The 26,405-nt window shown below is 44.7% G+C and carries 21 protein-coding genes, 13 tRNA genes and 3 rRNA genes; 32 read left to right on the top strand and 5 right to left on the bottom strand.

Features of this window, described 5'->3' with window-relative positions; translation table 11 throughout:
- Positions 1 to 90: 90 nt before the first annotated feature.
- Complete coding sequence (locus LGO15_RS01290; protein WP_226087790.1) at positions 91 to 2,259, top strand: Tex family protein; 2,169 nt, start codon at positions 91 to 93, stop codon at positions 2,257 to 2,259.
- A gap of 31 nt (positions 2,260 to 2,290) precedes the next feature.
- Here the strand turns inward: LGO15_RS01290 and cmpA are convergent, their stop codons facing one another.
- Positions 2,291 to 2,410, bottom strand: coding sequence for a cortex morphogenetic protein CmpA (gene cmpA, locus LGO15_RS01295; RefSeq protein WP_167834251.1), 120 nt, complete (start codon positions 2,408 to 2,410; stop codon positions 2,291 to 2,293).
- A gap of 95 nt (positions 2,411 to 2,505) precedes the next feature.
- On the opposite strand from cmpA, the gene LGO15_RS01300 reads away from it, so the two are divergent.
- From LGO15_RS01300 to tsaD, 21 genes are all read left to right on the top strand, one after another.
- Entirely contained in the window at positions 2,506 to 2,979 is a 474-nt protein-coding gene (locus LGO15_RS01300) for a SprT family protein (RefSeq protein ID WP_226086395.1), read from the top strand.
- Positions 2,980 to 3,244: 265 nt separating this feature from the next.
- Positions 3,245 to 3,319 (top strand) — tRNA-Asn (locus LGO15_RS01305).
- A 16-nt stretch (positions 3,320 to 3,335) separates the two neighbouring features.
- A tRNA-Ser gene (locus LGO15_RS01310) sits at positions 3,336 to 3,426 on the top strand.
- Between the two features lie 14 nt (positions 3,427 to 3,440).
- Positions 3,441 to 3,515: transfer RNA gene (locus LGO15_RS01315), tRNA-Glu, on the top strand.
- A 25-nt stretch (positions 3,516 to 3,540) separates the two neighbouring features.
- Positions 3,541 to 3,616, top strand: a tRNA-Asp gene (locus LGO15_RS01320).
- A gap of 7 nt (positions 3,617 to 3,623) precedes the next feature.
- Positions 3,624 to 3,698: transfer RNA gene (locus LGO15_RS01325), tRNA-Gln, on the top strand.
- A 6-nt stretch (positions 3,699 to 3,704) separates the two neighbouring features.
- A tRNA-Lys gene (locus tag LGO15_RS01330) sits at positions 3,705 to 3,780 on the top strand.
- Positions 3,781 to 3,849: 69 nt separating this feature from the next.
- Positions 3,850 to 3,934, top strand: a tRNA-Leu gene (locus LGO15_RS01335).
- 58 nt (positions 3,935 to 3,992) lie between these two features.
- A tRNA-Leu gene (locus tag LGO15_RS01340) sits at positions 3,993 to 4,078 on the top strand.
- A 63-nt stretch (positions 4,079 to 4,141) separates the two neighbouring features.
- A tRNA-Arg gene (locus LGO15_RS01345) sits at positions 4,142 to 4,218 on the top strand.
- 17 nt (positions 4,219 to 4,235) lie between these two features.
- Positions 4,236 to 4,312 (top strand) — tRNA-Pro (locus tag LGO15_RS01350).
- 21 nt (positions 4,313 to 4,333) lie between these two features.
- Positions 4,334 to 4,407 (top strand) — tRNA-Gly (locus LGO15_RS01355).
- Positions 4,408 to 4,525: 118 nt separating this feature from the next.
- Positions 4,526 to 6,075, top strand: a 16S ribosomal RNA gene (locus tag LGO15_RS01360).
- A gap of 207 nt (positions 6,076 to 6,282) precedes the next feature.
- A 23S ribosomal RNA gene (locus LGO15_RS01365) occupies positions 6,283 to 9,217 on the top strand.
- Between the two features lie 138 nt (positions 9,218 to 9,355).
- Positions 9,356 to 9,471 (top strand): 5S ribosomal RNA (gene rrf / locus LGO15_RS01370).
- The 16S, 23S and 5S rRNA genes sit together here with 13 tRNA genes alongside, the layout of an rRNA operon.
- 58 nt (positions 9,472 to 9,529) lie before the next feature.
- A tRNA-Met gene (locus LGO15_RS01375) sits at positions 9,530 to 9,603 on the top strand.
- 23 nt (positions 9,604 to 9,626) lie between these two features.
- Positions 9,627 to 9,702, top strand: a tRNA-Asp gene (locus tag LGO15_RS01380).
- Between the two features lie 267 nt (positions 9,703 to 9,969).
- Positions 9,970 to 10,422: a tRNA (adenosine(37)-N6)-threonylcarbamoyltransferase complex ATPase subunit type 1 TsaE gene (gene tsaE, locus LGO15_RS01385; RefSeq protein WP_167834459.1), complete on the top strand. Its 453-nt coding sequence runs from the start codon at positions 9,970 to 9,972 to the stop codon at positions 10,420 to 10,422.
- A complete protein-coding gene (gene tsaB / locus LGO15_RS01390) occupies positions 10,423 to 11,124 on the top strand; it encodes a tRNA (adenosine(37)-N6)-threonylcarbamoyltransferase complex dimerization subunit type 1 TsaB (RefSeq protein ID WP_226086396.1) in 702 nt (233 codons plus the stop codon).
- Positions 11,125 to 11,137: 13 nt separating this feature from the next.
- Positions 11,138 to 11,587, top strand: a complete 450-nt coding sequence (rimI, locus tag LGO15_RS01395) for a ribosomal protein S18-alanine N-acetyltransferase (protein ID WP_226086397.1) — start codon at positions 11,138 to 11,140, stop codon at positions 11,585 to 11,587.
- Positions 11,587 to 12,606 (top strand): tRNA (adenosine(37)-N6)-threonylcarbamoyltransferase complex transferase subunit TsaD, encoded by a 1,020-nt coding sequence (tsaD, locus tag LGO15_RS01400; RefSeq protein ID WP_226086398.1) that lies wholly within the window; start codon positions 11,587 to 11,589, stop codon positions 12,604 to 12,606. Before rimI ends, tsaD begins: the two co-directional genes overlap by 1 nt.
- Before the next feature lie 374 nt (positions 12,607 to 12,980).
- Here the strand turns inward: tsaD and LGO15_RS01405 are convergent, their stop codons facing one another.
- Positions 12,981 to 14,909, bottom strand: a complete 1,929-nt coding sequence (locus tag LGO15_RS01405; RefSeq protein WP_226086399.1) for an ABC-F family ATP-binding cassette domain-containing protein — start codon at positions 14,907 to 14,909, stop codon at positions 12,981 to 12,983.
- Positions 14,910 to 15,088: 179 nt separating this feature from the next.
- Here LGO15_RS01405 and moaC point away from each other — a divergent pair, with 179 nt between their 5' ends.
- Together moaC and LGO15_RS01415 are read left to right on the top strand one after the other, a co-directional pair.
- The gene (moaC, locus tag LGO15_RS01410; RefSeq protein WP_226086400.1) at positions 15,089 to 15,583 is read left to right on the top strand and encodes a cyclic pyranopterin monophosphate synthase MoaC; all 495 of its coding nucleotides are present in this window, start codon (positions 15,089 to 15,091) and stop codon (positions 15,581 to 15,583) included.
- 27 nt (positions 15,584 to 15,610) lie between these two features.
- Positions 15,611 to 16,276, top strand: coding sequence for a redox-sensing transcriptional repressor Rex (locus tag LGO15_RS01415; protein ID WP_167834465.1), 666 nt, complete (start codon positions 15,611 to 15,613; stop codon positions 16,274 to 16,276).
- 25 nt (positions 16,277 to 16,301) lie between these two features.
- Here LGO15_RS01415 and LGO15_RS01420 read toward each other — a convergent pair whose 3' ends face one another.
- Both LGO15_RS01420 and LGO15_RS01425 read right to left on the bottom strand, forming a co-directional pair.
- Positions 16,302 to 16,502, bottom strand: a complete 201-nt coding sequence (locus LGO15_RS01420; RefSeq protein WP_226086401.1) for a YdiK family protein — start codon at positions 16,500 to 16,502, stop codon at positions 16,302 to 16,304.
- A gap of 3 nt (positions 16,503 to 16,505) precedes the next feature.
- The gene (locus LGO15_RS01425; RefSeq protein ID WP_167834467.1) at positions 16,506 to 17,237 is read right to left on the bottom strand and encodes a CPBP family intramembrane glutamic endopeptidase; all 732 of its coding nucleotides are present in this window, start codon (positions 17,235 to 17,237) and stop codon (positions 16,506 to 16,508) included.
- Between the two features lie 246 nt (positions 17,238 to 17,483).
- Between LGO15_RS01425 and LGO15_RS01430 the strand changes: the two genes are divergently transcribed.
- From LGO15_RS01430 to LGO15_RS01450, 5 genes are all read left to right on the top strand, one after another.
- Complete coding sequence (locus tag LGO15_RS01430) at positions 17,484 to 18,011, top strand: GNAT family N-acetyltransferase (protein WP_226086402.1); 528 nt, start codon at positions 17,484 to 17,486, stop codon at positions 18,009 to 18,011.
- Positions 18,012 to 18,195: 184 nt separating this feature from the next.
- Positions 18,196 to 18,480 (top strand): co-chaperone GroES, encoded by a 285-nt coding sequence (gene groES / locus LGO15_RS01435; protein ID WP_226086403.1) that lies wholly within the window; start codon positions 18,196 to 18,198, stop codon positions 18,478 to 18,480.
- A 56-nt stretch (positions 18,481 to 18,536) separates the two neighbouring features.
- Positions 18,537 to 20,165, top strand: coding sequence for a chaperonin GroEL (gene groL, locus LGO15_RS01440; protein ID WP_167834469.1), 1,629 nt, complete (start codon positions 18,537 to 18,539; stop codon positions 20,163 to 20,165).
- A 176-nt stretch (positions 20,166 to 20,341) separates the two neighbouring features.
- Positions 20,342 to 21,070, top strand: coding sequence for an FG-GAP repeat domain-containing protein (locus LGO15_RS01445; RefSeq protein ID WP_226086404.1), 729 nt, complete (start codon positions 20,342 to 20,344; stop codon positions 21,068 to 21,070).
- A 229-nt stretch (positions 21,071 to 21,299) separates the two neighbouring features.
- On the top strand, positions 21,300 to 22,004 hold the full coding sequence (locus LGO15_RS01450) for a hypothetical protein (protein WP_226086405.1): 705 nt from the start codon (positions 21,300 to 21,302) through the stop codon (positions 22,002 to 22,004).
- 453 nt (positions 22,005 to 22,457) lie between these two features.
- Here LGO15_RS01450 and LGO15_RS01455 read toward each other — a convergent pair whose 3' ends face one another.
- On the bottom strand, positions 22,458 to 22,982 hold the full coding sequence (locus tag LGO15_RS01455) for an ECF transporter S component (protein WP_167834472.1): 525 nt from the start codon (positions 22,980 to 22,982) through the stop codon (positions 22,458 to 22,460).
- Positions 22,983 to 23,213: 231 nt separating this feature from the next.
- Between LGO15_RS01455 and LGO15_RS01460 the strand changes: the two genes are divergently transcribed.
- The 3 genes from LGO15_RS01460 (at position 23,214) to LGO15_RS01470 (ending at position 26,355) form a co-directional block, all read left to right on the top strand.
- A complete protein-coding gene (locus LGO15_RS01460) occupies positions 23,214 to 24,755 on the top strand; it encodes a glycine betaine uptake BCCT transporter (RefSeq protein ID WP_167834473.1) in 1,542 nt (513 codons plus the stop codon).
- Positions 24,756 to 24,998: 243 nt separating this feature from the next.
- Positions 24,999 to 25,547: a sigma-70 family RNA polymerase sigma factor gene (locus LGO15_RS01465; RefSeq protein ID WP_167834474.1), complete on the top strand. Its 549-nt coding sequence runs from the start codon at positions 24,999 to 25,001 to the stop codon at positions 25,545 to 25,547.
- Positions 25,540 to 26,355, top strand: coding sequence for a hypothetical protein (locus tag LGO15_RS01470; protein WP_226086406.1), 816 nt, complete (start codon positions 25,540 to 25,542; stop codon positions 26,353 to 26,355). Before LGO15_RS01465 ends, LGO15_RS01470 begins: the two co-directional genes overlap by 8 nt.
- The last annotated feature ends 50 nt before the right edge of the window (positions 26,356 to 26,405 follow it).

The following is a 26,405-nucleotide window of genomic DNA, read 5'->3' on the forward strand; positions in this document are numbered from 1 at the left end:
GAACTGTAAACCTACCTGCGGTTTTGGTACACTAATAAAGTGACAGTAATAACAATATAGATTATGGAGGATTGTCTCTTGACTCAAACAATGGATAAGCAAGATCAATATGTAAAAATCATTGCCAAAGAGCAATCGTTAACAGCTAAACAAGTGCAAAGTGTCATTTCATTAATTGATGAAGGAAACACTGTACCGTTCATAGCCCGTTACCGAAAGGAAATGACTGGTGCCCTTGATGAAGTGCAAATCCGTGACATCGTTGACCGATGGCAATACATACAGAATTTAGAACAGCGCAAAGAGGAAGTCATCAGGCTCATTGAAGAACAAGGGAAACTGACGGACGAATTGAAGGTAAGCATCGAAAAAGCAATCAAGCTACAGGAAGTAGAAGACCTGTATCGTCCATACAAGCAAAAAAGAAGGACGAAAGCGACTGTTGCCAAAGAAAAAGGTCTTGAACCGCTTGCTCAGTGGATGCTGGAATTTCCGGTAAACGGTAGTCTTGAAGAAAAAGCACAGGAGTTTTTATCGGAAGAAAAAGGTGTAGAATCTATTGAAGAGGCACTTGCCGGTGCGAAAGACATTGTTGCCGAAATTGTTTCCGATGACGCAGACAGCCGCAAGTGGATCCGGAATGAAACTTTTAAGTCTGGCTCTATCGAATCTTCAGTGAAAAATGAAGAGCTGGATGAGAAAAATGTATACGAGATGTATTACGAGTATTCCGAGCCAGTCAATAAAGTGGTACCGCATCGAATCCTTGCCCTCAATCGCGGTGAAAAAGAAGATCTGTTAAGGGTATCAATAAAGCCGAAAACAGATGTCATCATGACCTATTTGACGCGCAAGTGGATTACTAAAAATCATTCGATCACAGCTTCTGCAGTAACAGAGGCAATCGAAGATGCATATAAGCGACTGATTCAGCCATCAATCGAACGTGAGATCAGGAACGAACTGACAGAAAAGGCCGAAGAGCAAGCAATTCATATTTTCTCGGAAAACCTCCGAAAATTGCTCTTGCAACCACCTTTAAAAGGGAAGGTGGTCCTGGGAGTTGACCCTGCATTCAGAACAGGCTGCAAGTTGGCTGCTGTAGATGAAACGGGAAAAGTTCTTTCAATCGGCGTCATTTACCCGCATACCTCTGGCTCGAAAAATACGGAAGCTAAGGATAAGTTCGTTAAGGTCCTAAAAGAGTATGACGTAGAAATGGTTGCAATCGGCAACGGTACTGCATCCAGGGAAACGGAACAATTCGTGTCGGATATACTGAAAGAAATGGATAAGGAGATTTACTATCTCATTGTCAATGAAGCGGGTGCCAGTGTCTATTCCGCGTCAGACCTTGCTCGTGAAGAATTTCCTAATTACCAGGTTGAAGAGCGAAGCGCGGTTTCAATTGCCCGACGATTGCAGGACCCACTTGCTGAACTTGTTAAAATCGACCCGAAATCCGTCGGTGTTGGCCAGTATCAGCATGATGTCAGCCAGAAAAAGCTATCTGAATCTCTGACATTCGTTGTTGAGACAGCAGTTAACCAGGTAGGAGTCAATGTAAATACAGCTTCATCTTCTTTATTGCAGTATGTATCTGGCCTTTCCAAAACAGTAGCCAATAACATCGTGAAGAAACGTGAGGAAGAAGGAAAGTTTACTAGCAGGACGCAGCTGAAAAAAATTCCGCGACTTGGAGCCAAAACCTATGAACAGGCAATTGGATTCCTGCGTGTAATTGATGGAAAGGAACCTCTAGATCGAACGGGCATCCACCCGGAAAGTTACGGTGAGGTAAAACAATTACTCGAGAGCCTTGGCTTTAAATCTAAGGATTTAGGGACTCCAGCCTTAAAGGATGCTCTCGCAAAAATCAACATCGACCAAACAGCAGATGAATTAGGAATCGGCAAACTTACACTGAAAGATATTATAGATGCACTTGTAAGACCTGAACGGGACCCGCGTGATGAGCTTCCAGCACCGCTATTGAAAAAGGATGTATTGAAGCTTGAGGATCTGAAAACAGGAATGGAACTTCAAGGTACTGTACGAAATGTGGTAGACTTCGGAGCCTTCGTTGATATCGGGGTAAAACAAGATGGGCTTGTCCATATCTCGAAGCTAAGCAACCGATTCGTAAAACACCCCCTTGATATTGTCTCCGTCGGGGACGTCGTTACTGTTTGGGTGGATAGTGTCGACCAGAAGAAAGGTCGAGTCGCTTTGACAATGCTGAAGCCTGACCAGGCATAATACAAAAGACTGCAGGAGACCCTGCAGTCTTTTAATCATTTGACCCATGTTTCTTTCTATAAAAGTACCAACATTGGTTTAGAAGTTTGATTTGATATCTGTTTTTCTCATAGAAGGCTCGTTTCATTTGATTTTGAAACCAGACAGGCATAGAGCAATACCTCCTTAAGATAATACGTTAAAAGGTAACATTAATATATGCTATAATAGGTTGTCATGTTTCTTTAAAAGGCAGGCGTTTTGCAGATGACTGATCAAGAATTACACGATCTTGTCGTGTTGATTTCCAAGGAATACTTCCAGAAACCATTCCGGCATAAAGCATTCTTCAACCCCAGACTCCGGACAACCGGCGGACGATACATGCTAAGCAGCCACAATATCGAAATTAATAAAAAGTATTTTGAGCAGCTGGGTGAAGCTGAACTCATTGGGATTATCAAACATGAGCTATGCCATTACCACCTTCATATAGAAGGAAAAGGATACAAGCATCGCGATAAAGACTTTAGAGATTTGTTGAAAAAGGTAGATGCCCCGAGATTTTGTTCAGTGCTTCCGGAAGAAAAGAAAAGAAGGGTGAAACAGAAATTCATTTATTATCAGTGCAGCGAATGTAAGTTGATCTATCGCCGCAAAAGATCTATCAATACCTCGAAATATGTGTGTGGAAAATGCCGAGGAAAGCTGATAAAAGTAAAAGAAATGACTGTAGAATAAGGCTTTGTAGGCTTCTAAAAAAGAAATGAAAAACTTATTTAAAACACCCTTGACTTTTAGTGGGCACCTCCCTATAATAGTAAGAGTCGATAAGACAACGGCACAAAAAAATAAAGTTATTCCGCAGTAGCTCAGTGGTAGAGCAACGAGCGATATCATCTCCGATTTTACTGCGAGTTGTACTCATCGAGCCGCTTCTTGGATAAGCGTCCTGAGATGAGGACAGTCGGCTAAGGGTAACTTTTGAAAGAACAAATACTATTTTTCCGCAGTAGCTCAGTGGTAGAGCACTCGGCTGTTAACCGAGCGGTCGTAGGTTCGAATCCTACCTGCGGAGCCATTAATTTTAAAGGTATGGGGAAGTACTCAAGAGGCTGAAGAGGCGCCCCTGCTAAGGGTGTAGGTCGGGTAACCGGCGCGAGGGTTCAAATCCCTCCTTCTCCGCCAGAACCTTTTAATATGGCCCCTTGGTCAAGCGGTTAAGACACCGCCCTTTCACGGCGGTAACACGGGTTCGAATCCCGTAGGGGTCACCATTTTAAAACATATGATATTTCCTCTGGTCCCGTGGTGTAGCGGTTAACATGCCTGCCTGTCACGCAGGAGATCGCCGGTTCGATCCCGGTCGGGACCGCCATTTTTATTGGGCTATAGCCAAGCGGTAAGGCAACGGACTTTGACTCCGTCATGCGTTGGTTCGAATCCAGCTAGCCCAGCCATTTTTTGAGCCATTAGCTCAGTCGGTAGAGCATCTGACTTTTAATCAGAGGGTCGAAGGTTCGAGTCCTTCATGGCTCACCATGATATTTTCGCACTAGCGAAATAATCTTCCTTAATTCGCTCCAGCGAAAAAAGGAACAATGTGAATATGCGGGTGTGGCGGAATTGGCAGACGCACCAGACTTAGGATCTGGCGCCGCAAGGCGTGGGGGTTCGACTCCCTTCACCCGCACCATTAATTACCTGTTGATTAATGTGCTTGAATCAGTTAAGATTTAAACCTGTCATGTTATGCGGTCGTGGCGGAATGGCAGACGCGCTAGGTTGAGGGCCTAGTGGGGGCAACCCCGTGGAGGTTCAAGTCCTCTCGGCCGCACCAAAAAAGTTATTGACATCCTTTATCGGGTGTGATAATATATAAAAGTTGCTATCAATACTATATGCGCCCGTAGCTCAATTGGATAGAGCGTCTGACTACGGATCAGAAGGTTATGGGTTCGACTCCTTTCGGGCGCGCCATTATTTTTCTTCAATAACGGGGAGTAGCTCAGCTTGGTAGAGCACTTGGTTTGGGACCAAGGGGTCGCAGGTTCGAATCCTGTCTTCCCGACCATTCAGCAATTCAACTTTATATGCGGGTGTAGTTTAGTGGTAAAACCTCAGCCTTCCAAGCTGATGATGAGAGTTCGATTCTCTTCACCCGCTCCAATTTCATTGCTCTTTGAAAACTAAACAAACAAGCGTCAACAAACAATAAATTATCATGGCTTCTATTATAGAAGAACATGAGCCAACGTTTTAACTTTATGAGCTAACTCATAACTCTTTCTTGGAGAGTTTGATCCTGGCTCAGGACGAACGCTGGCGGCGTGCCTAATACATGCAAGTCGAGCGGATCTTCATTAGCTTGCTTTTGAAGATCAGCGGCGGACGGGTGAGTAACACGTGGGCAACCTGCCTGTAAGACTGGGATAACTTCGGGAAACCGGAGCTAATACCGGATAATCCTTTCCCTCACATGAGGGAAAGCTGAAAGACGGTTTCGGCTGTCACTTACAGATGGGCCCGCGGCGCATTAGCTAGTTGGTGAGGTAACGGCTCACCAAGGCAACGATGCGTAGCCGACCTGAGAGGGTGATCGGCCACACTGGGACTGAGACACGGCCCAGACTCCTACGGGAGGCAGCAGTAGGGAATCTTCCGCAATGGACGAAAGTCTGACGGAGCAACGCCGCGTGAGCGATGAAGGCCTTCGGGTCGTAAAGCTCTGTTGTCAGGGAAGAACAAGTACCGGAGTAACTGCCGGTACCTTGACGGTACCTGACCAGAAAGCCACGGCTAACTACGTGCCAGCAGCCGCGGTAATACGTAGGTGGCAAGCGTTGTCCGGAATTATTGGGCGTAAAGCGCGCGCAGGCGGTTCCTTAAGTCTGATGTGAAAGCCCCCGGCTCAACCGGGGAGGGTCATTGGAAACTGGGGAACTTGAGTGCAGAAGAGGAGAGCGGAATTCCACGTGTAGCGGTGAAATGCGTAGAGATGTGGAGGAACACCAGTGGCGAAGGCGGCTCTCTGGTCTGTAACTGACGCTGAGGCGCGAAAGCGTGGGGAGCGAACAGGATTAGATACCCTGGTAGTCCACGCCGTAAACGATGAGTGCTAAGTGTTAGAGGGTTTCCGCCCTTTAGTGCTGCAGCAAACGCATTAAGCACTCCGCCTGGGGAGTACGGCCGCAAGGCTGAAACTCAAAGGAATTGACGGGGGCCCGCACAAGCGGTGGAGCATGTGGTTTAATTCGAAGCAACGCGAAGAACCTTACCAGGTCTTGACATCCTCTGACAACCCTAGAGATAGGGCGTTCCCCTTCGGGGGACAGAGTGACAGGTGGTGCATGGTTGTCGTCAGCTCGTGTCGTGAGATGTTGGGTTAAGTCCCGCAACGAGCGCAACCCTTGATCTTAGTTGCCAGCATTCAGTTGGGCACTCTAAGGTGACTGCCGGTGACAAACCGGAGGAAGGTGGGGATGACGTCAAATCATCATGCCCCTTATGACCTGGGCTACACACGTGCTACAATGGATGGAACAAAGGGCTGCAAAACCGCGAGGTCGAGCCAATCCCATAAATCCATTCTCAGTTCGGATTGCAGGCTGCAACTCGCCTGCATGAAGCCGGAATCGCTAGTAATCGCGGATCAGCATGCCGCGGTGAATACGTTCCCGGGCCTTGTACACACCGCCCGTCACACCACGAGAGTTTGTAACACCCGAAGTCGGTGGGGTAACCTTTTGGAGCCAGCCGCCTAAGGTGGGACAGATGATTGGGGTGAAGTCGTAACAAGGTAGCCGTATCGGAAGGTGCGGCTGGATCACCTCCTTTCTAAGGATATTGCCGTAATGGCAATCGGAATGCGAACCTTCTGGTTCGTACTGTTGACTAGCTTGTTTGTTTAGTTTTGAGGGAGCAATTCTCTCAAAGCTTTTTTGTTCCTTGAAAACTAGATAATCGTAAGTAAGAAGAACCAAGAAAAACCGAGTGATCGCCATTTTAGTTTTCTCTCTATTCAATTAGAGAAATGACCTTTTAGGTTAAGTTAGAAAGGGCGCACGGTGGATGCCTTGGCACTAGGAGCCGATGAAGGACGGGACTAACACCGATATGCTTCGGGGAGCTGTAAGTAAGCTTTGATCCGGAGATTTCCGAATGGGGAAACCCACTGTTCGTAATGGAACAGTATCTTTACCTGAATACATAGGGTATTGAAGGCAGACCCGGGGAACTGAAACATCTAAGTACCCGGAGGAAGAGAAAGCAAACGCGATTCCCTGAGTAGCGGCGAGCGAAACGGGACATAGCCCAAACCAAGAGGCTTGCCTCTTGGGGTTGTAGGACACTCTACATGGAGTTACAAAGGAACGGGGTAGATGAAGTGGTCTGGAAAGGCCCGTCAGAGAAGGTAAAAACCCTGTAGTTGAAACTTCGTTCCCTCCTGAGTGGATCCTGAGTACGGCGGGACACGAGAAATCCCGTCGGAAGCTGGGAGGACCATCTCCCAAGGCTAAATACTCCCTAGTGACCGATAGTGAACCAGTACCGTGAGGGAAAGGTGAAAAGCACCCCGGAAGGGGAGTGAAAGAGATCCTGAAACCGTGTGCCTACAAGTAGTCAGAGCCCGTTCATGGGTGATGGCGTGCCTTTTGTAGAATGAACCGGCGAGTTACGATTACATGCAAGGTTAAGTTGAGAAGACGGAGCCGCAGCGAAAGCGAGTCTGAATAGGGCGAATGAGTATGTGGTCGTAGACCCGAAACCAGGTGATCTACCCATGTCCAGGGTGAAGGTTGGGTAACACCAACTGGAGGCCCGAACCCACGCACGTTGAAAAGTGCGGGGATGAGGTGTGGGTAGCGGAGAAATTCCAATCGAACTTGGAGATAGCTGGTTCTCTCCGAAATAGCTTTAGGGCTAGCCTCACGTTGTAAGAGTCTTGGAGGTAGAGCACTGTTTGGACTAGGGGCCCTCATCGGGTTACCGAATTCAGACAAACTCCGAATGCCAAAGACTTATCCGTGGGAGTCAGACTGCGAGTGATAAGATCCGTAGTCAAAAGGGAAACAGCCCAGACCACCAGCTAAGGTCCCAAAGTATACGTTAAGTGGAAAAGGATGTGGAGTTGCTTAGACAACCAGGATGTTGGCTTAGAAGCAGCCACCATTTAAAGAGTGCGTAATAGCTCACTGGTCGAGTGACTCTGCGCCGAAAATGTACCGGGGCTAAACGTATCACCGAAGCTGTGGATTGACATCTTAGATGTCAGTGGTAGGAGAGCGTTCTAAGGGCGTTGAAGTCAGACCGTAAGGACTGGTGGAGCGCTTAGAAGTGAGAATGCCGGTATGAGTAGCGAAAGATGGGTGAGAATCCCATCCACCGAATGCCTAAGGTTTCCTGAGGAAGGCTCGTCCTCTCAGGGTTAGTCGGGACCTAAGCCGAGGCCGAAAGGCGTAGGCGATGGACAACAGGTTGATATTCCTGTACCACCTCTTTATCGTTTGAGCGACGGGGGGACGCAGGAGGATAGGGTAAGCGCGCTGTTGGATATGCGCGTCTAAGCAGTTAGGCTGCAAGTGAGGCAAATCCCGCTTGCGTGAAGGCTGAGCTGTGACAGCGAGGGAAATATAGTACCGAAGTTCCTGATTCCACACTGCCAAGAAAAGCCTCTAGCGAGATAAAAGGTGCCCGTACCGCAAACCGACACAGGTAGGCGAGGAGAGAATCCTAAGGTGAGCGAGAGAACTCTCGTTAAGGAACTCGGCAAAATGACCCCGTAACTTCGGGAGAAGGGGTGCTCATTTGGGTGAATAGCCCGGATGAGCCGCAGTGAATAGGCCCAGGCGACTGTTTAGCAAAAACACAGGTCTCTGCGAAGCCGCAAGGCGAAGTATAGGGGCTGACGCCTGCCCGGTGCTGGAAGGTTAAGAGGAGGGGTTAGCTCACGCGAAGCTCTGAATCGAAGCCCCAGTAAACGGCGGCCGTAACTATAACGGTCCTAAGGTAGCGAAATTCCTTGTCGGGTAAGTTCCGACCCGCACGAAAGGCGTAACGATCTGGGCACTGTCTCAACGAGAGACTCGGTGAAATTATAGTACCTGTGAAGATGCAGGTTACCCGCGACAGGACGGAAAGACCCCGTGGAGCTTTACTGTAGCCTGATATTGAATTTTGGTACAGCTTGTACAGGATAGGTAGGAGCCTGAGAAACCGGAGCGCCAGCTTCGGTGGAGGCGTCGGTGGGATACTACCCTGGCTGTATTGAAATTCTAACCCACGCCCCTGATCGGGGCGGGAGACAGTGTCAGGTGGGCAGTTTGACTGGGGCGGTCGCCTCCTAAAGAGTAACGGAGGCGCCCAAAGGTTCCCTCAGAATGGTTGGAAATCATTCGCAGAGTGTAAAGGCACAAGGGAGCTTGACTGCGAGACCTACAAGTCGAGCAGGGACGAAAGTCGGGCTTAGTGATCCGGTGGTTCCGCATGGAAGGGCCATCGCTCAACGGATAAAAGCTACCCCGGGGATAACAGGCTTATCTCCCCCAAGAGTCCACATCGACGGGGAGGTTTGGCACCTCGATGTCGGCTCATCGCATCCTGGGGCTGTAGTCGGTCCCAAGGGTTGGGCTGTTCGCCCATTAAAGCGGTACGCGAGCTGGGTTCAGAACGTCGTGAGACAGTTCGGTCCCTATCCGTCGTGGGCGCAGGAAATTTGAGAGGAGCTGTCCTTAGTACGAGAGGACCGGGATGGACGCACCGCTGGTGTACCAGTTGTCTTGCCAAAGGCATCGCTGGGTAGCTATGTGCGGACGGGATAAGTGCTGAAAGCATCTAAGCATGAAGCCCCCCTCAAGATGAGATTTCCCATAGCGCAAGCTAGTAAGAACCCTGAAAGATGATCAGGTTGATAGGTCAGAGGTGGAAGCGCGGTGACGTGTGGAGCTGACTGATACTAATCGTTCGAGGACTTAACCAAATAGATCATTCGTTTTTCTTGAAATTCTTCTTACACATTATCTAGTTTTGAGGGAATAAATTTTTTGCGACAGCAAAAAAAATTACCTCTTGAAAAATGCATAAAAGGCAGTATAATAAATATTGTCCTTAAAAATTGTCTGGTGGCGATGGCGAGAAGGTCACACCCGTTCCCATACCGAACACGGAAGTTAAGCTTCTCAGCGCCGATGGTAGTTGGGGGTTTCCCCCTGTGAGAGTAGGACGCCGCCGGGCTGTTTGAACAATTTAATGGATTACATATTATTTATTTAAAATAATATATTATTATCGACGCGGGGTGGAGCAGCCCGGTAGCTCGTCGGGCTCATAACCCGAAGGTCGCAGGTTCAAATCCTGCCCCCGCAATAATCCATCTTTTTATACATATTGGTCCCGTGGTGTAGCGGTTAACATGCCTGCCTGTCACGCAGGAGATCGCCGGTTCGATCCCGGTCGGGACCGCCATTTTAATATTTTGGTAGATTATCAGGACGAAACAGGGTTTCGTTTTTTTTATTGCCTAAAAAAGAAAAGTAGTTGGTTTTTTTGCCCGTCCTTGATAAATCGTGTAAACTACATATAGAATCGTCATCCTTAGGAGGCATCCTAAGGTTTTTTATCTTTTAAAGGAAACTATACGTTTTCCTTTATATAAGATCAGCGATGATCGGAGCTAACCAAGGCGATTGGGCTTATCATTATAAATCTGATTATTAGTTAGGTGATATATATATGGCTACATATCAATACATTTCAAAGCAGCCGGAAGATACAATGGATTTTGCTAAAAGGCTGGCTGGTCTACTTGAAGCAGGAGATGTCATTGCGCTCGAAGGCGATTTAGGTGCAGGAAAGACGACTTTCACAAAGGGTCTTGCCGAAGGATTGGGGATCACGAGGAATGTGAACAGTCCGACATTTACGATCATCAAGGAATACCAGGGGCGCCTCCCTCTCTATCATATGGATGTGTATCGAGTGGAAGATGCGTTTGAAGATCTTGGTTTTGAAGAATACTTTGAAGGTAATGGTGTGACGGTTGTGGAATGGGCTCATTTGATTGAAGCCCAGCTGCCTGAAGAGCTATTGCTTCTTCAATTATATCTTGATGAAGATGGTGCCAGAAGAATCGTTGCTGAGCCAAAGGGCAATCGATATGAAGAATTGTGTAAGGAGATATTTTAAATGAAGGTATTATCAATCGATACGTCCAATTATGTCCTGGGGATTGGCTTGCTTGATGGTGAGACCGTTATGGGAGAGTATATCTCCAATATAAAGAAGAATCATTCGGTAAGGGTCATGCCGGCGATCCAGACATTGATGGAAGAATGTAATATTAAGCCGGCAGAATTATCAAAGATTGTAGTTGCCGAGGGTCCTGGTTCCTACACTGGTGTAAGGATTGGAGTGACCATTGCTAAAACAATGGCCTGGAGCTTGAAGATTCCGTTATCAGGAGTATCTAGCCTTGAAGTGGCAGCGGCATCCGCTGGAAGGTATTTTGATGGGTATGTTTCACCTTTCTTTGATGCAAGGAGAGGACAGATTTATACTGGGTTATATAAGTTTGAGAATCAATTATTGGAGACTGTAAAAAATGATCGGCTTGTCATGTCAGCAGATTGGGTAAAACAATTGAATGAAATGGACAGCAGGATATTATTCACGAGCAATGATTTGAAACTCCATGAAGAGGTCATTAAGGAGGAGCTTGGTGATAAGGCAGTTTTTGCAGCTGTCACTGAGTTGAACCCTAGACCAGCAGAGCTTGCATTATTGGGACGGGATAAAGATGGTGTTGACCTTCATACTTTTGTTCCTAATTATATCCGCCTGGCGGAAGCAGAGGCTAACTGGCTGAAAGCGCAAGAGACTAAAAATTAAGTGGGAAGAGAAGATGAATAAAACGATAACGTTCCGGCATATGACGGTAGATGATCTGGATGAAGTGATGGAGGTAGAGGTTAATTCCTTTACTATACCATGGAGCAGGGAAGCTTTTTTCAATGAGTTGACGAAGAATCAGTTTGCACAATATCTGATTGTGGAAGTGGATCAAAAAGTAGTTGGCTATTGTGGAGTGTGGATTATCGTTGATGAAGCACATATCACGAATATCGCCTTGCTTCCGGAATACAGGGGATTGAAGCTGGGTAAGGCTCTGATGGCTAAGGTCATGGAGCTTGCCCGCGAAATGGATGCAATGAGGATGACTCTAGAAGTCAGGGTCAGCAATGTGAGGGCTCAAAATTTGTATCGCAAGTTCGGATTCGAAGAAGGAGCTATTAGGAAACAATATTATACAGACAATATGGAAGACGCTTTAGTAATGTGGGTGAATTTATAATGACAAAAGACCAATTAATAATGGGAATAGAGACGAGCTGTGATGAAACGGCTGTTGCGATTGTGAAAAATGGACGGGAGATTCTTGCGAATGTCGTCGCTTCTCAGATTGAGAGCCATAAGCGCTTTGGCGGCGTTGTACCTGAAATCGCTTCTAGGCATCATGTTGAACAGATCACTCTTGTTTTAGAGGAAGCTTTAGCCCAGGCAAAGGTTGATGTAAAGGACCTGGATGCGATTGCTGTTACAGAAGGCCCAGGTCTAGTAGGCGCTTTATTGATCGGCGTTAATGCTGCCAAAGCACTGGCGTTTGCGAATGGAATACCACTCGTTGGCGTCCATCATATTGCGGGCCATATCTATGCGAACCGTCTAATTGCTGAAATGAACTTCCCGCTGCTGTCACTAGTCGTATCTGGCGGGCACACTGAGCTCGTATATATGAAAGAACACGGTCATTTCGAGGTAATAGGCGAGACAAGAGATGATGCTGCAGGGGAAGCGTATGACAAGGTAGCAAGGACATTGCATCTTCCATATCCGGGTGGTCCACATATTGACAGGCTTGCCCATGAAGGAAAGGCAACGATTGACTTGCCACGTGCATGGCTCGAAGAAGGCTCTTATGATTTTAGTTTCAGCGGTTTGAAGTCTGCTGTTATCAATGTTGTGCATAATGCCCAGCAGCGAGGCGAGGAAATAGCGCCTGAAGACCTTGCAGCTAGTTTCCAGGAAAGTGTGATCGATGTACTTGTCACTAAAACACAAAGAGCTGTTAAGGAGTACGGAGTAAAACAGGTTCTTCTTGCTGGAGGAGTTGCAGCGAATAAGGGATTGAGAGAAAAACTATCCACAGAATTTGTAGATTCGGATGTGGAAATTGTTATTCCTCCATTGTCTTTGTGCACAGATAATGCTGCCATGATTGCTGCTGCAGGAAGTGTTATGTATGAAAAAGGCCAGCGAGCTGATTTAACTTTGAATGGAAATCCAGGTCTAGAGATTACTATCCACAACTAAAGTCGCAAGAGAAAAAAATGTTGTCAGACTCTTCTGTGGATATGTTAGTGTTTTAGATGTTAATCTGTGTATAATGTGGATAAAATCAGCTGTTTTTGTGGATAATGTGGAAAACTATCTGGATAAGCTATAAATCAGTCTTTACTATGTGAATAACTATGTGAACAAAAAGTCCCGGTTTTTAAATCGGGGCTTTTTTGTGGATTATTTGCGATTTTTATAGAATATTGTCGAACAAATGCTGTTTATGTCATTTGAGATTAATTAAAAAGCGAAAGTCTTGGTTGGTGAAAACTCTTTTATAGAGCAAATGCGCTATACCTATTTTCAACACAAAAAAATACCGGACACATTCATGTCCGGTATTTCACTTATTAAGCCAGCTCTGTCCACTCTTCCATCAATTCATCGAGTGCCTCTTTGGCGGCTTCAATTTTGCTATTGATTTCTCCAGCTTTTTCGTGATCCTGGAAGATTTCAGGGTCACAGAGCAATTCTTCATATTCAGCGACTTCCAACTCTAGTTGTTCAATTTTTGCTTCCACTTCTTCCATGCGGCGTTTGCGCTGGCGTTCGAGTTTTTTGGCTTCTTTGTCCTGCTGGTAGGAGGTCTTGTCCTGCTTGGAGTTGTCCACAACACTTCCCGATGCTTTGGCAGCCTGTTCGGCCATGGCTCGCAGCTCTTCCTGCTCCAGCTTTTTCTCGACATAGTAATCGTAATCACCAAGGTATTCCGTTGCACCGCCTCGATCGAGCTCGAGTACTTTTGTGGCTATCCTATTGATAAAATAACGGTCATGTGAGACGAACAGGATGGTGCCTGGATAATCGATCAGTGCATTTTCAAGAACTTCTTTGCTGTCCAGATCAAGGTGGTTTGTCGGCTCGTCCAGAATTAAGAAATTCGAGTTCTGCAGCATCAGCTTGGCCAGTGCCAAACGTGCTTTTTCGCCACCGCTAAGCGTGGAAACGATCTTTAGGACATCGTCTCCTGAGAATAGGAAGTTCCCCAGGACGGTACGGATCTCTTTTTCGGATTTCAATGGGTATTCATCCCAGAGTTCATTCAAAACCTTTTTGTTCGAGCTAAGTTCTGCCTGTTCCTGATCATAGTAGCCAATCGAGACATTAGAACCGTATTGAATATTCCCTTTAATCGAAGGCAGTTTCTCCACGATGGTTTTTAATAAAGTTGATTTACCAACGCCATTTGGTCCAACCAGTGCCGTGCTGTCTCCACGTGAAAGATTGAAAAAGATATTTTCAGATACGATGTCATTGTGATAGCCGACAGATAGGGCATCAACCTTCATGACATCGTTGCCGCTTTGTCGTTCGATTTGAAAGCTGAATGAGGCAGATTTTTCATCTCCCTTGGGCCTGTCCATGCGATCGATTTTTTCCAGCTGCTTCCGACGGCTTTGGGCACGCTTGGTTGTGGATGCCCTGGCCAAGTTCCTCTGGATAAAATCCTGGAGCTTGGAGATTTCATCCTGCTGCTTCTCATACAGTTTCATGTCGCGTTCGTAATTCGCAGCTTTCTGATTTAAGTACGAGCTGTAATTGCCAGGAAACTTTGTCAGCTGATGGCGGGAAATTTCATAAACCTGGTTGACGACTTTATCAAGGAAATACCGGTCGTGGGATACAATCAAGATTGCGCCGTTGTAGCCCTGCAAATACTGCTCAAGCCACGATAGCGTGTCAATATCAAGATGGTTCGTCGGTTCATCGAGAATCAAAATATCCGGACGGGTCAATAAAAGTTTCGCCAATGCGAGTCTAGTTTTTTGTCCCCCGCTTAAAGTGGATATTTTTGTGGAATAATCAAAAGAATGGAAGTTAAGGCCGTGAAGGACGGAACGAATATCGGCTTCATATTGGTAGCCGCCTTTTTCCTTGAACTGGACCTGCAGCAGGTCATAATCTTTTAAAACCCTGTCGTATTCTGTCTGGTTAGAAAGAATGTCAGGATCCGACATCTTTTCTTCCAATCTGCGCAAGTCTTTTTCCATCCTGTGCAGATGGTCAAAAACGGCCAGCATTTCATCCCAGATGCTTTTCTCGGATTCCAGCCCGGTATTCTGGGCGAGATAGCCAATCATCGTCCCTTTAGGACGGATGATTTCTCCGCCATCATGGGATTCATACCCGGCAATGATTTTCAGCAGGGTTGATTTTCCTGCTCCGTTCCTTCCAACAAGCGCAACACGGTCGTTGGTCTGTATTTCAAACTTTATATTCGATAAAATAAGATCAGCAGCAAAATATTTTGATAGCTGATTAACCTGTAATAAAATCATTATTTTTCACCTCTATTGCCTTAGAGATAGTGTAACCCATTAATATAGGCACGGCAATATGTGCGAACTGCTATAGGTTATATGGTATTGAAATTTCACTTTGTATTGTGAACACTGAAACAAAGTTCACACACAAGTTTGACAAAATAGTGTATCATTTGATAGAAAGGAGCTTACATATGGCAGAATTTACTCATTTTAACGAAGAGGGCAGAGCAAAGATGGTCGATGTCAGTGAAAAACCGGAGACGGTCCGTACGGCAGTCGCCCATTCAAGCATAACCGTGAATGAAGATATATATGTGAGAATCACTGAAAATAAAATGAAAAAAGGGGATGTACTGGCTGTCGCGCAAGTAGCAGGCATCATGGCGGCGAAAAAAACGTCTGAAATCATCCCGATGTGCCACCCGATTCCACTGACAGGGATTGACCTTTCATTCGATTGGGAGCAAAATGGAAATGACTATGTTTTAAATATCTCCGCAGCTGTAAAAACAAAAGGGAATACAGGTGTGGAAATGGAAGCGTTAACAGCAGCTTCAGCATGTGCGCTGACTGTTTATGATATGTGCAAGGCCGTTGATAAGGGCATGGTAATTGGAAAGACCTATCTGGTCGAAAAAACCGGTGGTAAGAACGGCGATTTCAAGAGAGAAGAAAAGTTGAGATAGAAATACGGACAGGGTGGAGGATGGAGAATGACGAATGATGCTATGAAGATTCCGCAGGCAACCGCAAAACGTTTGCCGCTGTATTACCGGTTCTTATTGAACTTGCATTCTTCAGGAAAGCAAAGGGTATCATCAGCGGAATTAAGTGAAGCGGTAAAAGTGGATTCAGCGACAATCCGCAGGGATTTTTCCTACTTTGGAGCTTTGGGTAAAAAGGGGTACGGCTATAATGTCAATTACCTGCTGACCTTTTTCCGAAAGACGCTGGATCAGGATGAATTGACGAAGGTTGCCTTGATCGGAGTCGGTAATCTGGGAACAGCGTTTCTGAACTACAATTTTTCAAAGAACAATAATACGAAAATCGAGATTGCCTTTGACGTAGATCCAGGCAAAGTGGGCACGAAGATTGGTGACGTAGCAGTGTACCATATGGATGATCTCGACAAAGTTGTCGTAGAGGAAGGCATCCAGGTGGCAATCCTGACAGTCCCGTCTGCTGTCGCACAGCCGATAACAGACCGATTGGTGCAGGCAAATATCAAAGGAATCCTGAACTTCACGCCGGCGAGGCTGAACGTGCCTTCATCGATCAGGATCCATCATATTGATTTGGCAGTTGAATTGCAATCATTGATCTATTTCTTAAAGCATTACCCGACAGATACCGAACCAACAGAATCGGCAGAATAAAAAGTAGCTCCTTCAGAGGAAGGAGCTACTTTTTCTTTATATTCTTCAATTTGAAATGAAAAAGGATCATCCTGATGCCAGAACCAAAGTCGAACGTGGCAAGAGCCACTAGCAAGTAGCTGAAGAATCCCCATCCTGAATCGTTTACATTCTGGATGGCGAAATAGGTGAATAAGCTGCCTAACAAGATGTAGACAATGCCTGAAAATAAAGGCGATTGTTTCATAACTTAGAATCCCCCAATAAAACCTTGAATTTTCTCTGCTTCTTTTATCATTCTCTCAATGTCTTCCCTAAATACGGATTGAAGCAGAACAACCATTGTATTCATTGTAACATGGGCGATGATTGGCACGATGATCCGCTTTGTTTTTACATAAAGGAAAGCAAAAGTGAACCCCATTGCAGAGTACAAGATCACATGCTCTGGTTCCATATGTGCAAGCGCAAAAATAACAGAGCTGATCAATCCAGCGAAAAAGAAATTCATTTTCTTATGCAGGCTGCCGAAAATGATCTTACGGAAGACGATTTCCTCTAATATAGGGCCGATGATCGAACTGACCAAAATGACAACCGGGAACATTTCAATCAGCTTAATGATTTCCTGGGTATTCTCAGATCCCATTTCGATGCCAAGCATATTTTCGATATTGGCGGCGATTGATTGCGCGAACAGTGCGAGGAATACACCTGCGAAAGCCCAGGCGGCTGAGCTTGCTGGAGAGGACGCATCACGTAAGTCCGCATGAGATCTGCGTTCTTTCCTCAAAAGCAAAAGCACGATGACTAGTGTCAGTGAAAAGCTGATCACAAGCCAGTATGGAATCGAGAGGGTTTCCATTTCTTCCAGGCTCTTTCCCATTGCAGCACCGGTGAAGGCGACAATCGGGATGCCAATCAGGCTTGAAAGCTGCATGACTATATAGGCGATAATGATGTACCAATATTCCTTTTTCAATAGAAAAACTCCTTATCAATGCAGATAATATATGTCCTGAAATTTTACGTAATAATAAGCCGACCTGTAAAATAAAATACGAGGACAGCTTTGGTTTGGATAGACACTGTCTTTATTCTACTAATAAATGATTGGAAAGTTCAAATTGTAGGGTCAGGAGAAAAAAGGTGAAACCAAGTTTTAATCATTTTGGAATAGCACATACAGGATAAGGTGAATTATTTTTTGAAAAGGGTCGGAGGAAATATGATCTATTTGGAAACGTCAAGGCTGAAACTGCGTGACTGGTCAGCAGAAGATCTGGAGCACTTTGCAAAAATGAATGCGGACCAGGAGGTCATGAAGTATTTTGCCAATACTTTATCAGAAGAAGAAACGCATCAATTTTATCAAAACATCATCTCCGAGCTGGAGGAATGCGGCTATGGGCTGTATGCTGTTGAAGTCAAGGAGACGAAAGAATATATAGGTTTTATAGGATTTCACAGGGCAACTTTCGAAGCGGATTTTACCCCTTGTATTGAAATTGGCTGGAGGCTCAAGAAAGAGGCATGGGGAAATGGGTATGCAACGGAAGGGGCTAAGGCCTGTCTGGAGTATGGATTTAATGAACTGGGCTTTAGCAAGGTCGTCAGTTTCACAGCTGAGATCAACAGACCTTCTATAAATGTCATGAAAAAAATCGGCATGAAGCCCGTTAAGACTTTTCAACATCCTAAAGTGGATATGGGCAGTCCTTTGAAGAGGCATGTCCTGTTTCAAATAGAATGTTAAGGACGTCAGCAGAGAATTTTCCACGATTCGACAAGGGCATGGGAATCATAATTTTTTAAGAAAAAATCTTGCTTCACGCTTGCAAAAAAAATTGAGATTCATTATTATATAAATTGTGTTAGCACTCTATTGAGGCGAGTGCTAATAAAAATAATTTACATATAATTTGAGGAGGTTGTTTCACTTGATCAAGCCACTAGGAGATCGCATTATTATCGAGCTTGTTGAGTCTGAAGAAAAAACTGCAAGCGGTATCGTGTTACCCGACACAGCGAAAGAGAAACCTCAAGAAGGTAAAGTCGTAGCTGTTGGAACTGGCCGTGTCCTTGAAAGCGGCGAGCGTGTTGCTCTTGAAGTTGAAGTCGGAAACCGCATTATCTTCTCAAAATACGCAGGCACAGAAGTGAAGTACCAGGGAACTGAGTATCTGATCCTACGTGAAAATGACATTTTAGCAGTAGTAGAATAATCACTGCGATTATAAACAGAACTTTAAATTAAAAAATCTGAGGAGGTTTTTCTACAATGGCAAAAGAAATTAAGTTCAGTGAAGAAGCACGCCGCGCGATGCTTCGCGGGGTAGATTCTCTTGCAAATGCAGTAAAAGTAACTCTTGGACCAAAAGGACGCAACGTGGTTCTTGAGAAGAAATTCGGTTCACCTCTTATCACGAACGATGGTGTAACAATCGCGAAAGAAATCGAACTTGAAGATGCATTCGAAAACATGGGTGCTAAGCTTGTTGCTGAAGTAGCAAGCAAGACGAACGACGTTGCTGGTGACGGTACGACTACGGCAACAGTTCTTGCTCAAGCGATGATCCGTGAAGGTCTTAAGAACGTAACTGCTGGCGCTAACCCAATGGGCATCCGCAAAGGTATGGAAAAGGCTGTTATTACAGCTGTTGAAGAGCTTAAGGCTATCTCTAAGCCAATTGAAGGCAAAGCTTCTATCGCACAAGTTGCGGCAATCTCTGCTGCTGACGAAGAAGTTGGCCAATTGATTGCTGAAGCTATGGAGCGCGTTGGCAACGACGGCGTTATCACAATCGAAGAATCTAAAGGCTTCACGACAGAATTGGATGTTGTTGAAGGTATGCAGTTCGACCGCGGATATGCATCTCCTTACATGGTAACTGATTCTGATAAGATGGAAGCAGTTCTTGAAAATCCATATATCCTGATTACTGACAAGAAGATTGGCAGCATCCAGGAAATCCTTCCTGTCCTTGAGCAGGTTGTACAGCAAGGCAAGCCATTATTGCTTGTTGCTGAAGATGTTGAAGGTGAAGCACTTGCTACATTGGTAGTCAACAAGCTTCGCGGAACATTCAATGCAGTAGCTGTTAAAGCTCCTGGCTTCGGTGACCGCCGTAAAGCTATGCTGGAAGACATCGCTGCATTGACTGGCGGTGAAGTGATCACTGAAGAGCTTGGACGCGACCTTAAGTCTGCTACAATCACGTCTCTTGGACGCGCTTCTAAAGTTGTGGTTACTAAAGAAAACACAACAATCGTTGAAGGTGCTGGAGACAGCGCTGCTATCGAAAGCCGCGTGAACCAGATCCGCGTTCAAATGGAAGAAACAACTTCTGAATTTGACCGTGAAAAGCTGCAAGAGCGTCTTGCTAAGCTAGCTGGCGGCGTTGCAGTCATCAAAGTTGGTGCTGCTACTGAGACAGAATTGAAAGAACGTAAGCTTCGCATTGAAGATGCTCTTAACTCAACTCGCGCTGCAGTTGAAGAAGGTATCGTATCAGGCGGTGGCGTAGCGCTTCTGAATGTATACAACAAAGTATCTGAAATCCAGGCGGAAGGCGACGAAGCTACTGGCGTAAACATCGTCCTTCGCGCAATGGAAGAACCAGTTCGTCAAATCGCTCATAACGCTGGCCTTGAAGGATCAGTCATCGTTGAGCGCCTGAAGCGTGAAGAAGTCGGCACAGGCTTCAACGCTGCAACTGGCGAGTGGGTAAACATGATTGAAGCTGGTATCGTTGACCCAACTAAGGTTACTCGTTCTGCACTACAAAACGCAGCATCCGTATCTGCAATGTTCTTGACTACTGAAGCAGTAGTTGCTGACATTCCAGAAGAAGGCGGCGCTGGAATGCCTGACATGAGCGGCATGGGCGGAATGGGCGGCATGATGTAATCTGCCGCTTCACCCCTTTTTAAATAAAAGGCAAAAGCAAAGAGAAGCTCCCTGTAAGTTAAGTAAACTTATGGGAAGCTTCTTTTTTTGTTGTGCTGTATAAGCAGATAAATGAACCAACATACAATTTTTCGAATATGGTATTGCATAAATCAAATCAATACAGGGAGCAGGTTATGCAAAATCATTATCATTATTCGAATAACAGGAATTCGACTGTCGTAGCTTTTGCTAGAGGCGATGTGAATGGTGACAAGATTCCAGACGCAGTGTATGTTACTGGCATGAAAGAATCAGATGTTTCGATCATTAAAAACTTGACGCTTGTCATCCAGGACGGAGCAACAGGAAACCTCACGCAGGTTCCGCTTAATGAAAATATGGGGTATCATCCGACTCTGTTTCTCGGTGATTTTACTGGAGATGGAGTAAGGGATATATTGATCACCATAGCTACAGGGGGCAGCGGGGGGACAACTTACAATTATGTTTATACATTTGTTCATAACAATCTGCGCTTGTTATTCGATTCGGATGTCTATAACCAAATGTATCAATATGGGGTTACCTATAAAGATGACTACAAGGTTGAAGTGTTCAGCAGCCTAAACAACACAAAATATCTTATTGATTTGACTCTGAGAGAGCCGGAATATTTGAATGAGATATACGATACAAACGGGAAGCTTAAGTCAGCGGTCAATGGATGGGTGGATCCAATAAGCGGTTTATATCCAATCGACTTTGATTCCAATAAAATATATGAACTTTTGGCCTATCAGAAGATTTCAGGAAGATATCACGCTGATTCATTGGGCTTTATCCAGAATAGACTAAAATGGAACGGCTCCAGGTTCGTATTGGATTATCAAGATTTGGCGATTTTTGGTTCTCAAGTTGAGTAAACGGTGATAATCCATTTCAGAAATTTTGTTGCGGCTGATAGGCTTGTATATCGCTCTAAAAATGCCCGGCATCTACTTCATTCAATGCTGGGCAACCGACTTTTCAGAAGAGAAAATAATTCCTAACCGATATGTCGAATATCGTCAATTCTGGTAGAATGAAAATATAGCCGATATGACTCTTGCAAATATTGTTGAAACTCGTCATATTGGAGATAGGAGGTGCGATATGAGACACGATATACAACCGAATGAACAGGCATTCTCAACAAAAGAAGTGGCAGAAGCTGTTGGGATTGCAACCCCTACAGTTCGAAAGTACGGCCAAATCCTGGAGCGGAATGGATATGAGTTTTTGAAGGATGGCGACCGGAGGATTTTTGTCCAATCCGATATTAGTGCGCTTATAGCGCTGCGCGATACGGACAAGCCATTGGACGATACTGCTAAAGACCTTGTTGCCGAGCAAAAGGAGAGGCTGGATGAATCGGGCAGTACAGAGGTTGCAATCAACGATACATATGGGAATAACTTACCGCAGGATCCCGACCAATTAAAGGAGGTATTGCTTTTTGTGGTCAATGAACTGGCTGCCGCGCGTGAAATGAATATTCAGTTGAAAAACGATATGGCCCAGATGAAGACTAGTGTTTCCCAGCTTCAGCAGGATCATCATGTGATTAGTTCCAGTATCGGAAATTCTGCACAAAGAACAAATGCGAAAATTGAAAGATTACTTGAACAGCAAAATGCCCATTACGAAGACTTGCTTCAGCAGGAGAGAGAGAGAAGTGAGCTCCTGCAAAAAGAGATTCAGAAAATGCGGGAAGAGCAAAAGGATGAGTGGAACTCCCAGAGTGATTTTAACAAACGTCTGGAAGAGGAAATCAAGAATAGAAAATGGGGATGGCTAACAGCAATATTCCGGAAATAAGGTACATGCAAGTCCTGGTAAAGGATCTTGCTGCCCTATATGAAATCGAGCACACTGATGGTGTTTGTGCCGTGTTTTAGACAGAATTATTGTATATCGCCTGACGATACGCAATACAAAAACCTTTCAAACTGCCTCCGGAAAAAAGTCAGGTATTGTTCACCCCAACTTCAAAATCCAACAATTTCCCGAGAAATATCTACAATTTATGATTGGCGTTCGACAATATATCAGCACACATGAAAGGACATGGAGTCAATGTCTTTTGAGCGCTAATCTATGAATACATAATAAAACCCCTATGGAGAAGTATAATCCATAGGGGTTTTATCTTTAATAGAACGTATAACTTTTTTGCAATAAGATTAGTGGCCCAATGAAGTCAAAGAGCGACTTCACTGGTCGTCCCTCCAGCGCTGGTCGGGGCTGCCAAGGCGCCTGCGCTTTTCTTAGCTATAACAATTTCTTTATCCGGCCAACAAGTGGGATGACAATCAGACCAGCAATGACGACCTGCATGACGTTTCCTGGAATTGAGCCGAATGGCTGGATCCAGTTTCCGTATAGAACCACTTCCGTAAAGTAGTAGCCAACGATTTTAATGACAAGCGCAACGATAACTGCCAAAGAGTACACATACATTTTCTTGCCAGGCATTTTTTCAGCCATCAATCCAGCTACATAGCCCATCGTGCCGACGATAACGAAAGTGAACGGCGCCCACAATGCCCATCCCGAAATGATGTCGAACAAGCCCATTCCAAAGGCTCCTGCTATTGCACCTGTTTTCCTGCCGTAAACGAAAGCGGCAATAAACAAAGGGATGTTGCCCATATGGATCAGGCCTCCATTCCCCATGATCGGGAGCCTGATATTGATGAACATGGTTGCTACAACGGTCAATGCAATAAAAAGAGCATTGATGACTAAAACTTTTGTTTTAGATGTTTCTTTGGTTGTTGAGTATGCTGCATTCATTTGCTTACCTCTTTCTTTTGTTCAGGACTCTTTTCGTATACTTCGAAACAGCCTTTTTACTTTCTATCATACTCTTTATTGGTAACTTAATAAATACATAATAATAGGAACTTGTACAGAATTTTGGGAATTTAATGCCCCTCATATATGGGGATATTCGCGAATGCATGCCTTGATTTCGGGCAAGATAACCGTATCTTGTAAGGAAATTCATCATGGGGAGTGGCTGAAGTGAACAAGGTATCAAAGGTATTCTGGATTTCTCTCGTCATTGCGAGTGGATTTGTGATTTGGGGTGTGGTAGCTCCAATTCAATTAGGTGAAGTAATGGATGTGGCCAAGGGATTCTTTTTAGACACTTTTGGATGGTTTTATCAATTAGCAGCCTCTTTCTTCCTCCTGTTTGCGTTATTTTTGATTTTTAGCAAATATGGAAAAATAAAGTTAGGAGCAGATGAGGACAAGCCTGACTTCAGCCGTGCAACGTGGTTTGCAATGTTGTTCAGTGCTGGCATGGGTATAGGGTTGCTTTTCTTTGGGGTCTCGGAGCCTATTTCTCATTTTGTAAATCCGCCAATTGGTGAAGGGGGCACACCTGAGGCAGCAAAAACTGCTTTAAGATACACTTACATGCATTGGGGTTTTCATGCCTGGGCTATTTACGCTGTCATCGCACTTGTCCTGGCATACTATAAATTCAGGAAAAAGAAACCTGGTCTGATGAGTATAACCCTCATGCCTTTGATAGGGGAACGCTCAAAGGGAATACTCGGAACCATCGTAGATGTAGTCGCTGTATTTGCAACGATTTTTGGTGTAGCGGCATCTGTAGGATTGGGTGCGGCACAGATAAATGGAGGTCTAAACTATGTTGCGGGAGTACCAAACAACTTCACGATTCAGCTTATTATAATAGCAATTGTAACTGTTCTCTTTCTCCTATCTGCCAGCACTGGTCTGCAAAAGGGAATTAAGTATTTAAGCAATGCGAACTTGATTTTAGCTGTCCTTTTGCTTTTTGGGTTATTAATCTTAAGTCCAACAGGCTTTGTCCTTGACCTGTTTACGACAACACTTGGGAGCTATGTGCAAAACCTGCCGAGCATGGGCTTAAGATTGACTCCATTTAATGAAGAGCAAGCTGGTTGGATAAAAGACTGGACAATCTTTTACTGGGCATGGTGGATTGCATGGGCACCTTTTGTAGGAACATTCATTGCCCGTGTTTCCAAAGGAAGGACGGTAAGGGAGTTCATGGTTGCCGTACTCATCATTCCCACACTTGTTTGTGCCTTCTGGTTTGCGGTATTTGGAGGAACGGCTATTTACTTCGAATACTTTGAAGGTGCCAACATATCCGGTCAAAGCTTAGAAACAGCCCTATTTTACGTATATGACCTATTACCATTCTCCGGTGCATTGGTCATTATTACATTAATTCTTATTACTACATTCTTTGTTACTTCGGCTGACTCAGCTACATTCGTCTTAGGGATGCAAACAGCGAAAGGAGACTTGAATCCACCAAATGTCGTGAAAATTATCTGGGGGCTTTTTCTATCAGCCTCTGCTGTTGTACTTATGCTCTCTGGCGGACTGAGTGCTATGCAAACAGCCATCATTGTCAGTGCCTTTCCATTGACCTTCGTCCTGATCGCCATGTCTTTCGCGATTTTGAAAGACTTCAGGAAAGAAGTCCCTGGAAAAAAGGCGAAAGAGAAGAAAGGTGAAGTAAAAGTGAAGAATACTGATACAGAACCAAATCCAATATAGCATTTCAATCAGGATCCTTCCTGTAATGGGGAGGGTCCTTTTTTGATTGCCGGTGAATCATTTAGCTTTTAACAAAAGTTAAATTGCTTAAGCTTGATATGATGATAATTACCACTGCTAATCTTGTACAGTCGCTGGATCTTTAATGTCAGCTATTGAGGGGACTAGAATATTAAAAAGATTGAAACCTTTTAACGCGCTTGTCGTCTAAAGGTTGATTTTTTAACAGGAGGTGCAAATAGATTGCATCGATTTCAATTTTCCGGAAAAGAGAGATCTGCTTCAAAAGAAGAGATCTTAAATGAATTGATGGATTCCTATGGAGATATGGTTAAGAAACTGGCATTTACATACGTCAAAGATATCAACCTAGCCGAGGATATTGCGCAGGATGTGTTCATCAGCTGTTATAATAACCTTCATCTTTTTAAGGAGAACTCAACCTATAAAACCTGGATTTACCGGATTGCCGTAAATCGGTCAAAGGATGTTGTGAAAAGTAATGCATATAAACGTATTTTGCCATTCAAAAAGTTTACAGTAACATCCAGGGAAAAAACTCCTGAGCTAAAGTTAATTGATAAAAGTACACAAAAGACCGTGACAAAATCATTAATGAATCTCCCATCGAAATACCGTGAAATCCTTTTCTTCTTTTATTATGAGGAATTGAAGCTAAGAGAAATCAGCGAGATTACCAGTCTGAAGGAAGCAACGGTTAAAACGAGACTGAGCCGCGGTAAACAGCTTTTGAAAAAGGAGCTTGAAAGGAGAAGGTTCGAATATGAGTGAAAAGGATATGATCAATTTAAAGGAACAACTTGATAACGAAATGTACAGCAAAATTACTTTCTCACAAAAAGAAAAGCAGCGTGTATGGGAAGCATTGAACTCTCCGGGAAATAGAAAGAAAGGCTCTCTTCTTCAAAAAATCATCATTAATGTGTGTGCGGCTGTTGTATTTGCTGGGGTGGGAACATTCGTCTTCCATGAAGTAATCACAATTCAGGAATCACCGGTTGAGCAAGCAACAGATGTCCCGGGAAAAACTCTGGATAAGGACCAGCCTCAAAAAACAACTACAGCGAATGAAGATACCGTTAATGATAAAGCCTGGGAAGACCGCACGATTACGGAAGGGCTGGGTCCCTATGACGCAAAAACTGTAAAAGAGTTTATTGCACAGCATGCCGAGTTGTACAGTGCGCCACTCCCTGAGCAGTATGCTGATGACCCAGAGCATTACCATTGGATTGAAGCAACTGTACTATTGGGGGGATTAGAGCTGAATTATAAGGTTGAGGGAGCGGTAATTGAAAAAGACTTCCATAATCTCAACAAGCTTACATCCATCGTTGTTGAGGAGCATAAAAAGCGATATGAGCACCTGAATTTGAAAAATGAAAATCCGTTTGACTATAAAGACCAGTTCAAGGCACCAAGTGAGAGAATGAAGCAGGCACACGCATATATCGCCGGCTTGCTGAACGACCTCAATATCGCAATCAACAAGGAAGGAAAGGGTGCTAACAACGGGTATTCTTATATGCTTGACGGTAATAAAACAAATGAACTGGAATCGTTTATACGTAATGATTAACAATGGATTGGATCTATCCTATTTTGGATGGGTCCTTTTAATTTCGTTAA

The sequence above is a fragment of the Mesobacillus sp. S13 genome, assembly GCF_020422885.1.
In the GTDB taxonomy this organism is placed as follows: domain Bacteria; phylum Bacillota; class Bacilli; order Bacillales; family Cytobacillaceae; genus Mesobacillus; species Mesobacillus selenatarsenatis_A.

Excerpts from the sequence above, each read along its gene's own strand:
- LGO15_RS01290 (WP_226087790.1), top strand. The coding sequence starts at position 91 with ATGGATAAGCAAGATCAATATGTAAAAATCATTGCCAAAGAGCAATCG.
- cmpA (WP_167834251.1), bottom strand. The coding sequence starts at position 2,410 with ATGCCTGTCTGGTTTCAAAATCAAATGAAACGAGCCTTCTATGAGAAA.
- LGO15_RS01300 (WP_226086395.1), top strand. The coding sequence starts at position 2,506 with ATGACTGATCAAGAATTACACGATCTTGTCGTGTTGATTTCCAAGGAA.
- tsaE (WP_167834459.1), top strand. The coding sequence starts at position 9,970 with ATGGCTACATATCAATACATTTCAAAGCAGCCGGAAGATACAATGGAT.
- tsaB (WP_226086396.1), top strand. The coding sequence starts at position 10,423 with ATGAAGGTATTATCAATCGATACGTCCAATTATGTCCTGGGGATTGGC.
- rimI (WP_226086397.1), top strand. The coding sequence starts at position 11,138 with ATGAATAAAACGATAACGTTCCGGCATATGACGGTAGATGATCTGGAT.
- tsaD (WP_226086398.1), top strand. The coding sequence starts at position 11,587 with ATGACAAAAGACCAATTAATAATGGGAATAGAGACGAGCTGTGATGAA.
- LGO15_RS01405 (WP_226086399.1), bottom strand. The coding sequence starts at position 14,909 with ATGATTTTATTACAGGTTAATCAGCTATCAAAATATTTTGCTGCTGAT.
- moaC (WP_226086400.1), top strand. The coding sequence starts at position 15,089 with ATGGCAGAATTTACTCATTTTAACGAAGAGGGCAGAGCAAAGATGGTC.
- LGO15_RS01415 (WP_167834465.1), top strand. The coding sequence starts at position 15,611 with ATGACGAATGATGCTATGAAGATTCCGCAGGCAACCGCAAAACGTTTG.
- LGO15_RS01420 (WP_226086401.1), bottom strand. The coding sequence starts at position 16,502 with ATGAAACAATCGCCTTTATTTTCAGGCATTGTCTACATCTTGTTAGGC.
- LGO15_RS01430 (WP_226086402.1), top strand. The coding sequence starts at position 17,484 with ATGATCTATTTGGAAACGTCAAGGCTGAAACTGCGTGACTGGTCAGCA.
- groL (WP_167834469.1), top strand. The coding sequence starts at position 18,537 with ATGGCAAAAGAAATTAAGTTCAGTGAAGAAGCACGCCGCGCGATGCTT.
- LGO15_RS01445 (WP_226086404.1), top strand. The coding sequence starts at position 20,342 with ATGCAAAATCATTATCATTATTCGAATAACAGGAATTCGACTGTCGTA.
- LGO15_RS01450 (WP_226086405.1), top strand. The coding sequence starts at position 21,300 with ATGAGACACGATATACAACCGAATGAACAGGCATTCTCAACAAAAGAA.
- LGO15_RS01455 (WP_167834472.1), bottom strand. The coding sequence starts at position 22,982 with ATGAATGCAGCATACTCAACAACCAAAGAAACATCTAAAACAAAAGTT.
- LGO15_RS01470 (WP_226086406.1), top strand. The coding sequence starts at position 25,540 with ATGAGTGAAAAGGATATGATCAATTTAAAGGAACAACTTGATAACGAA.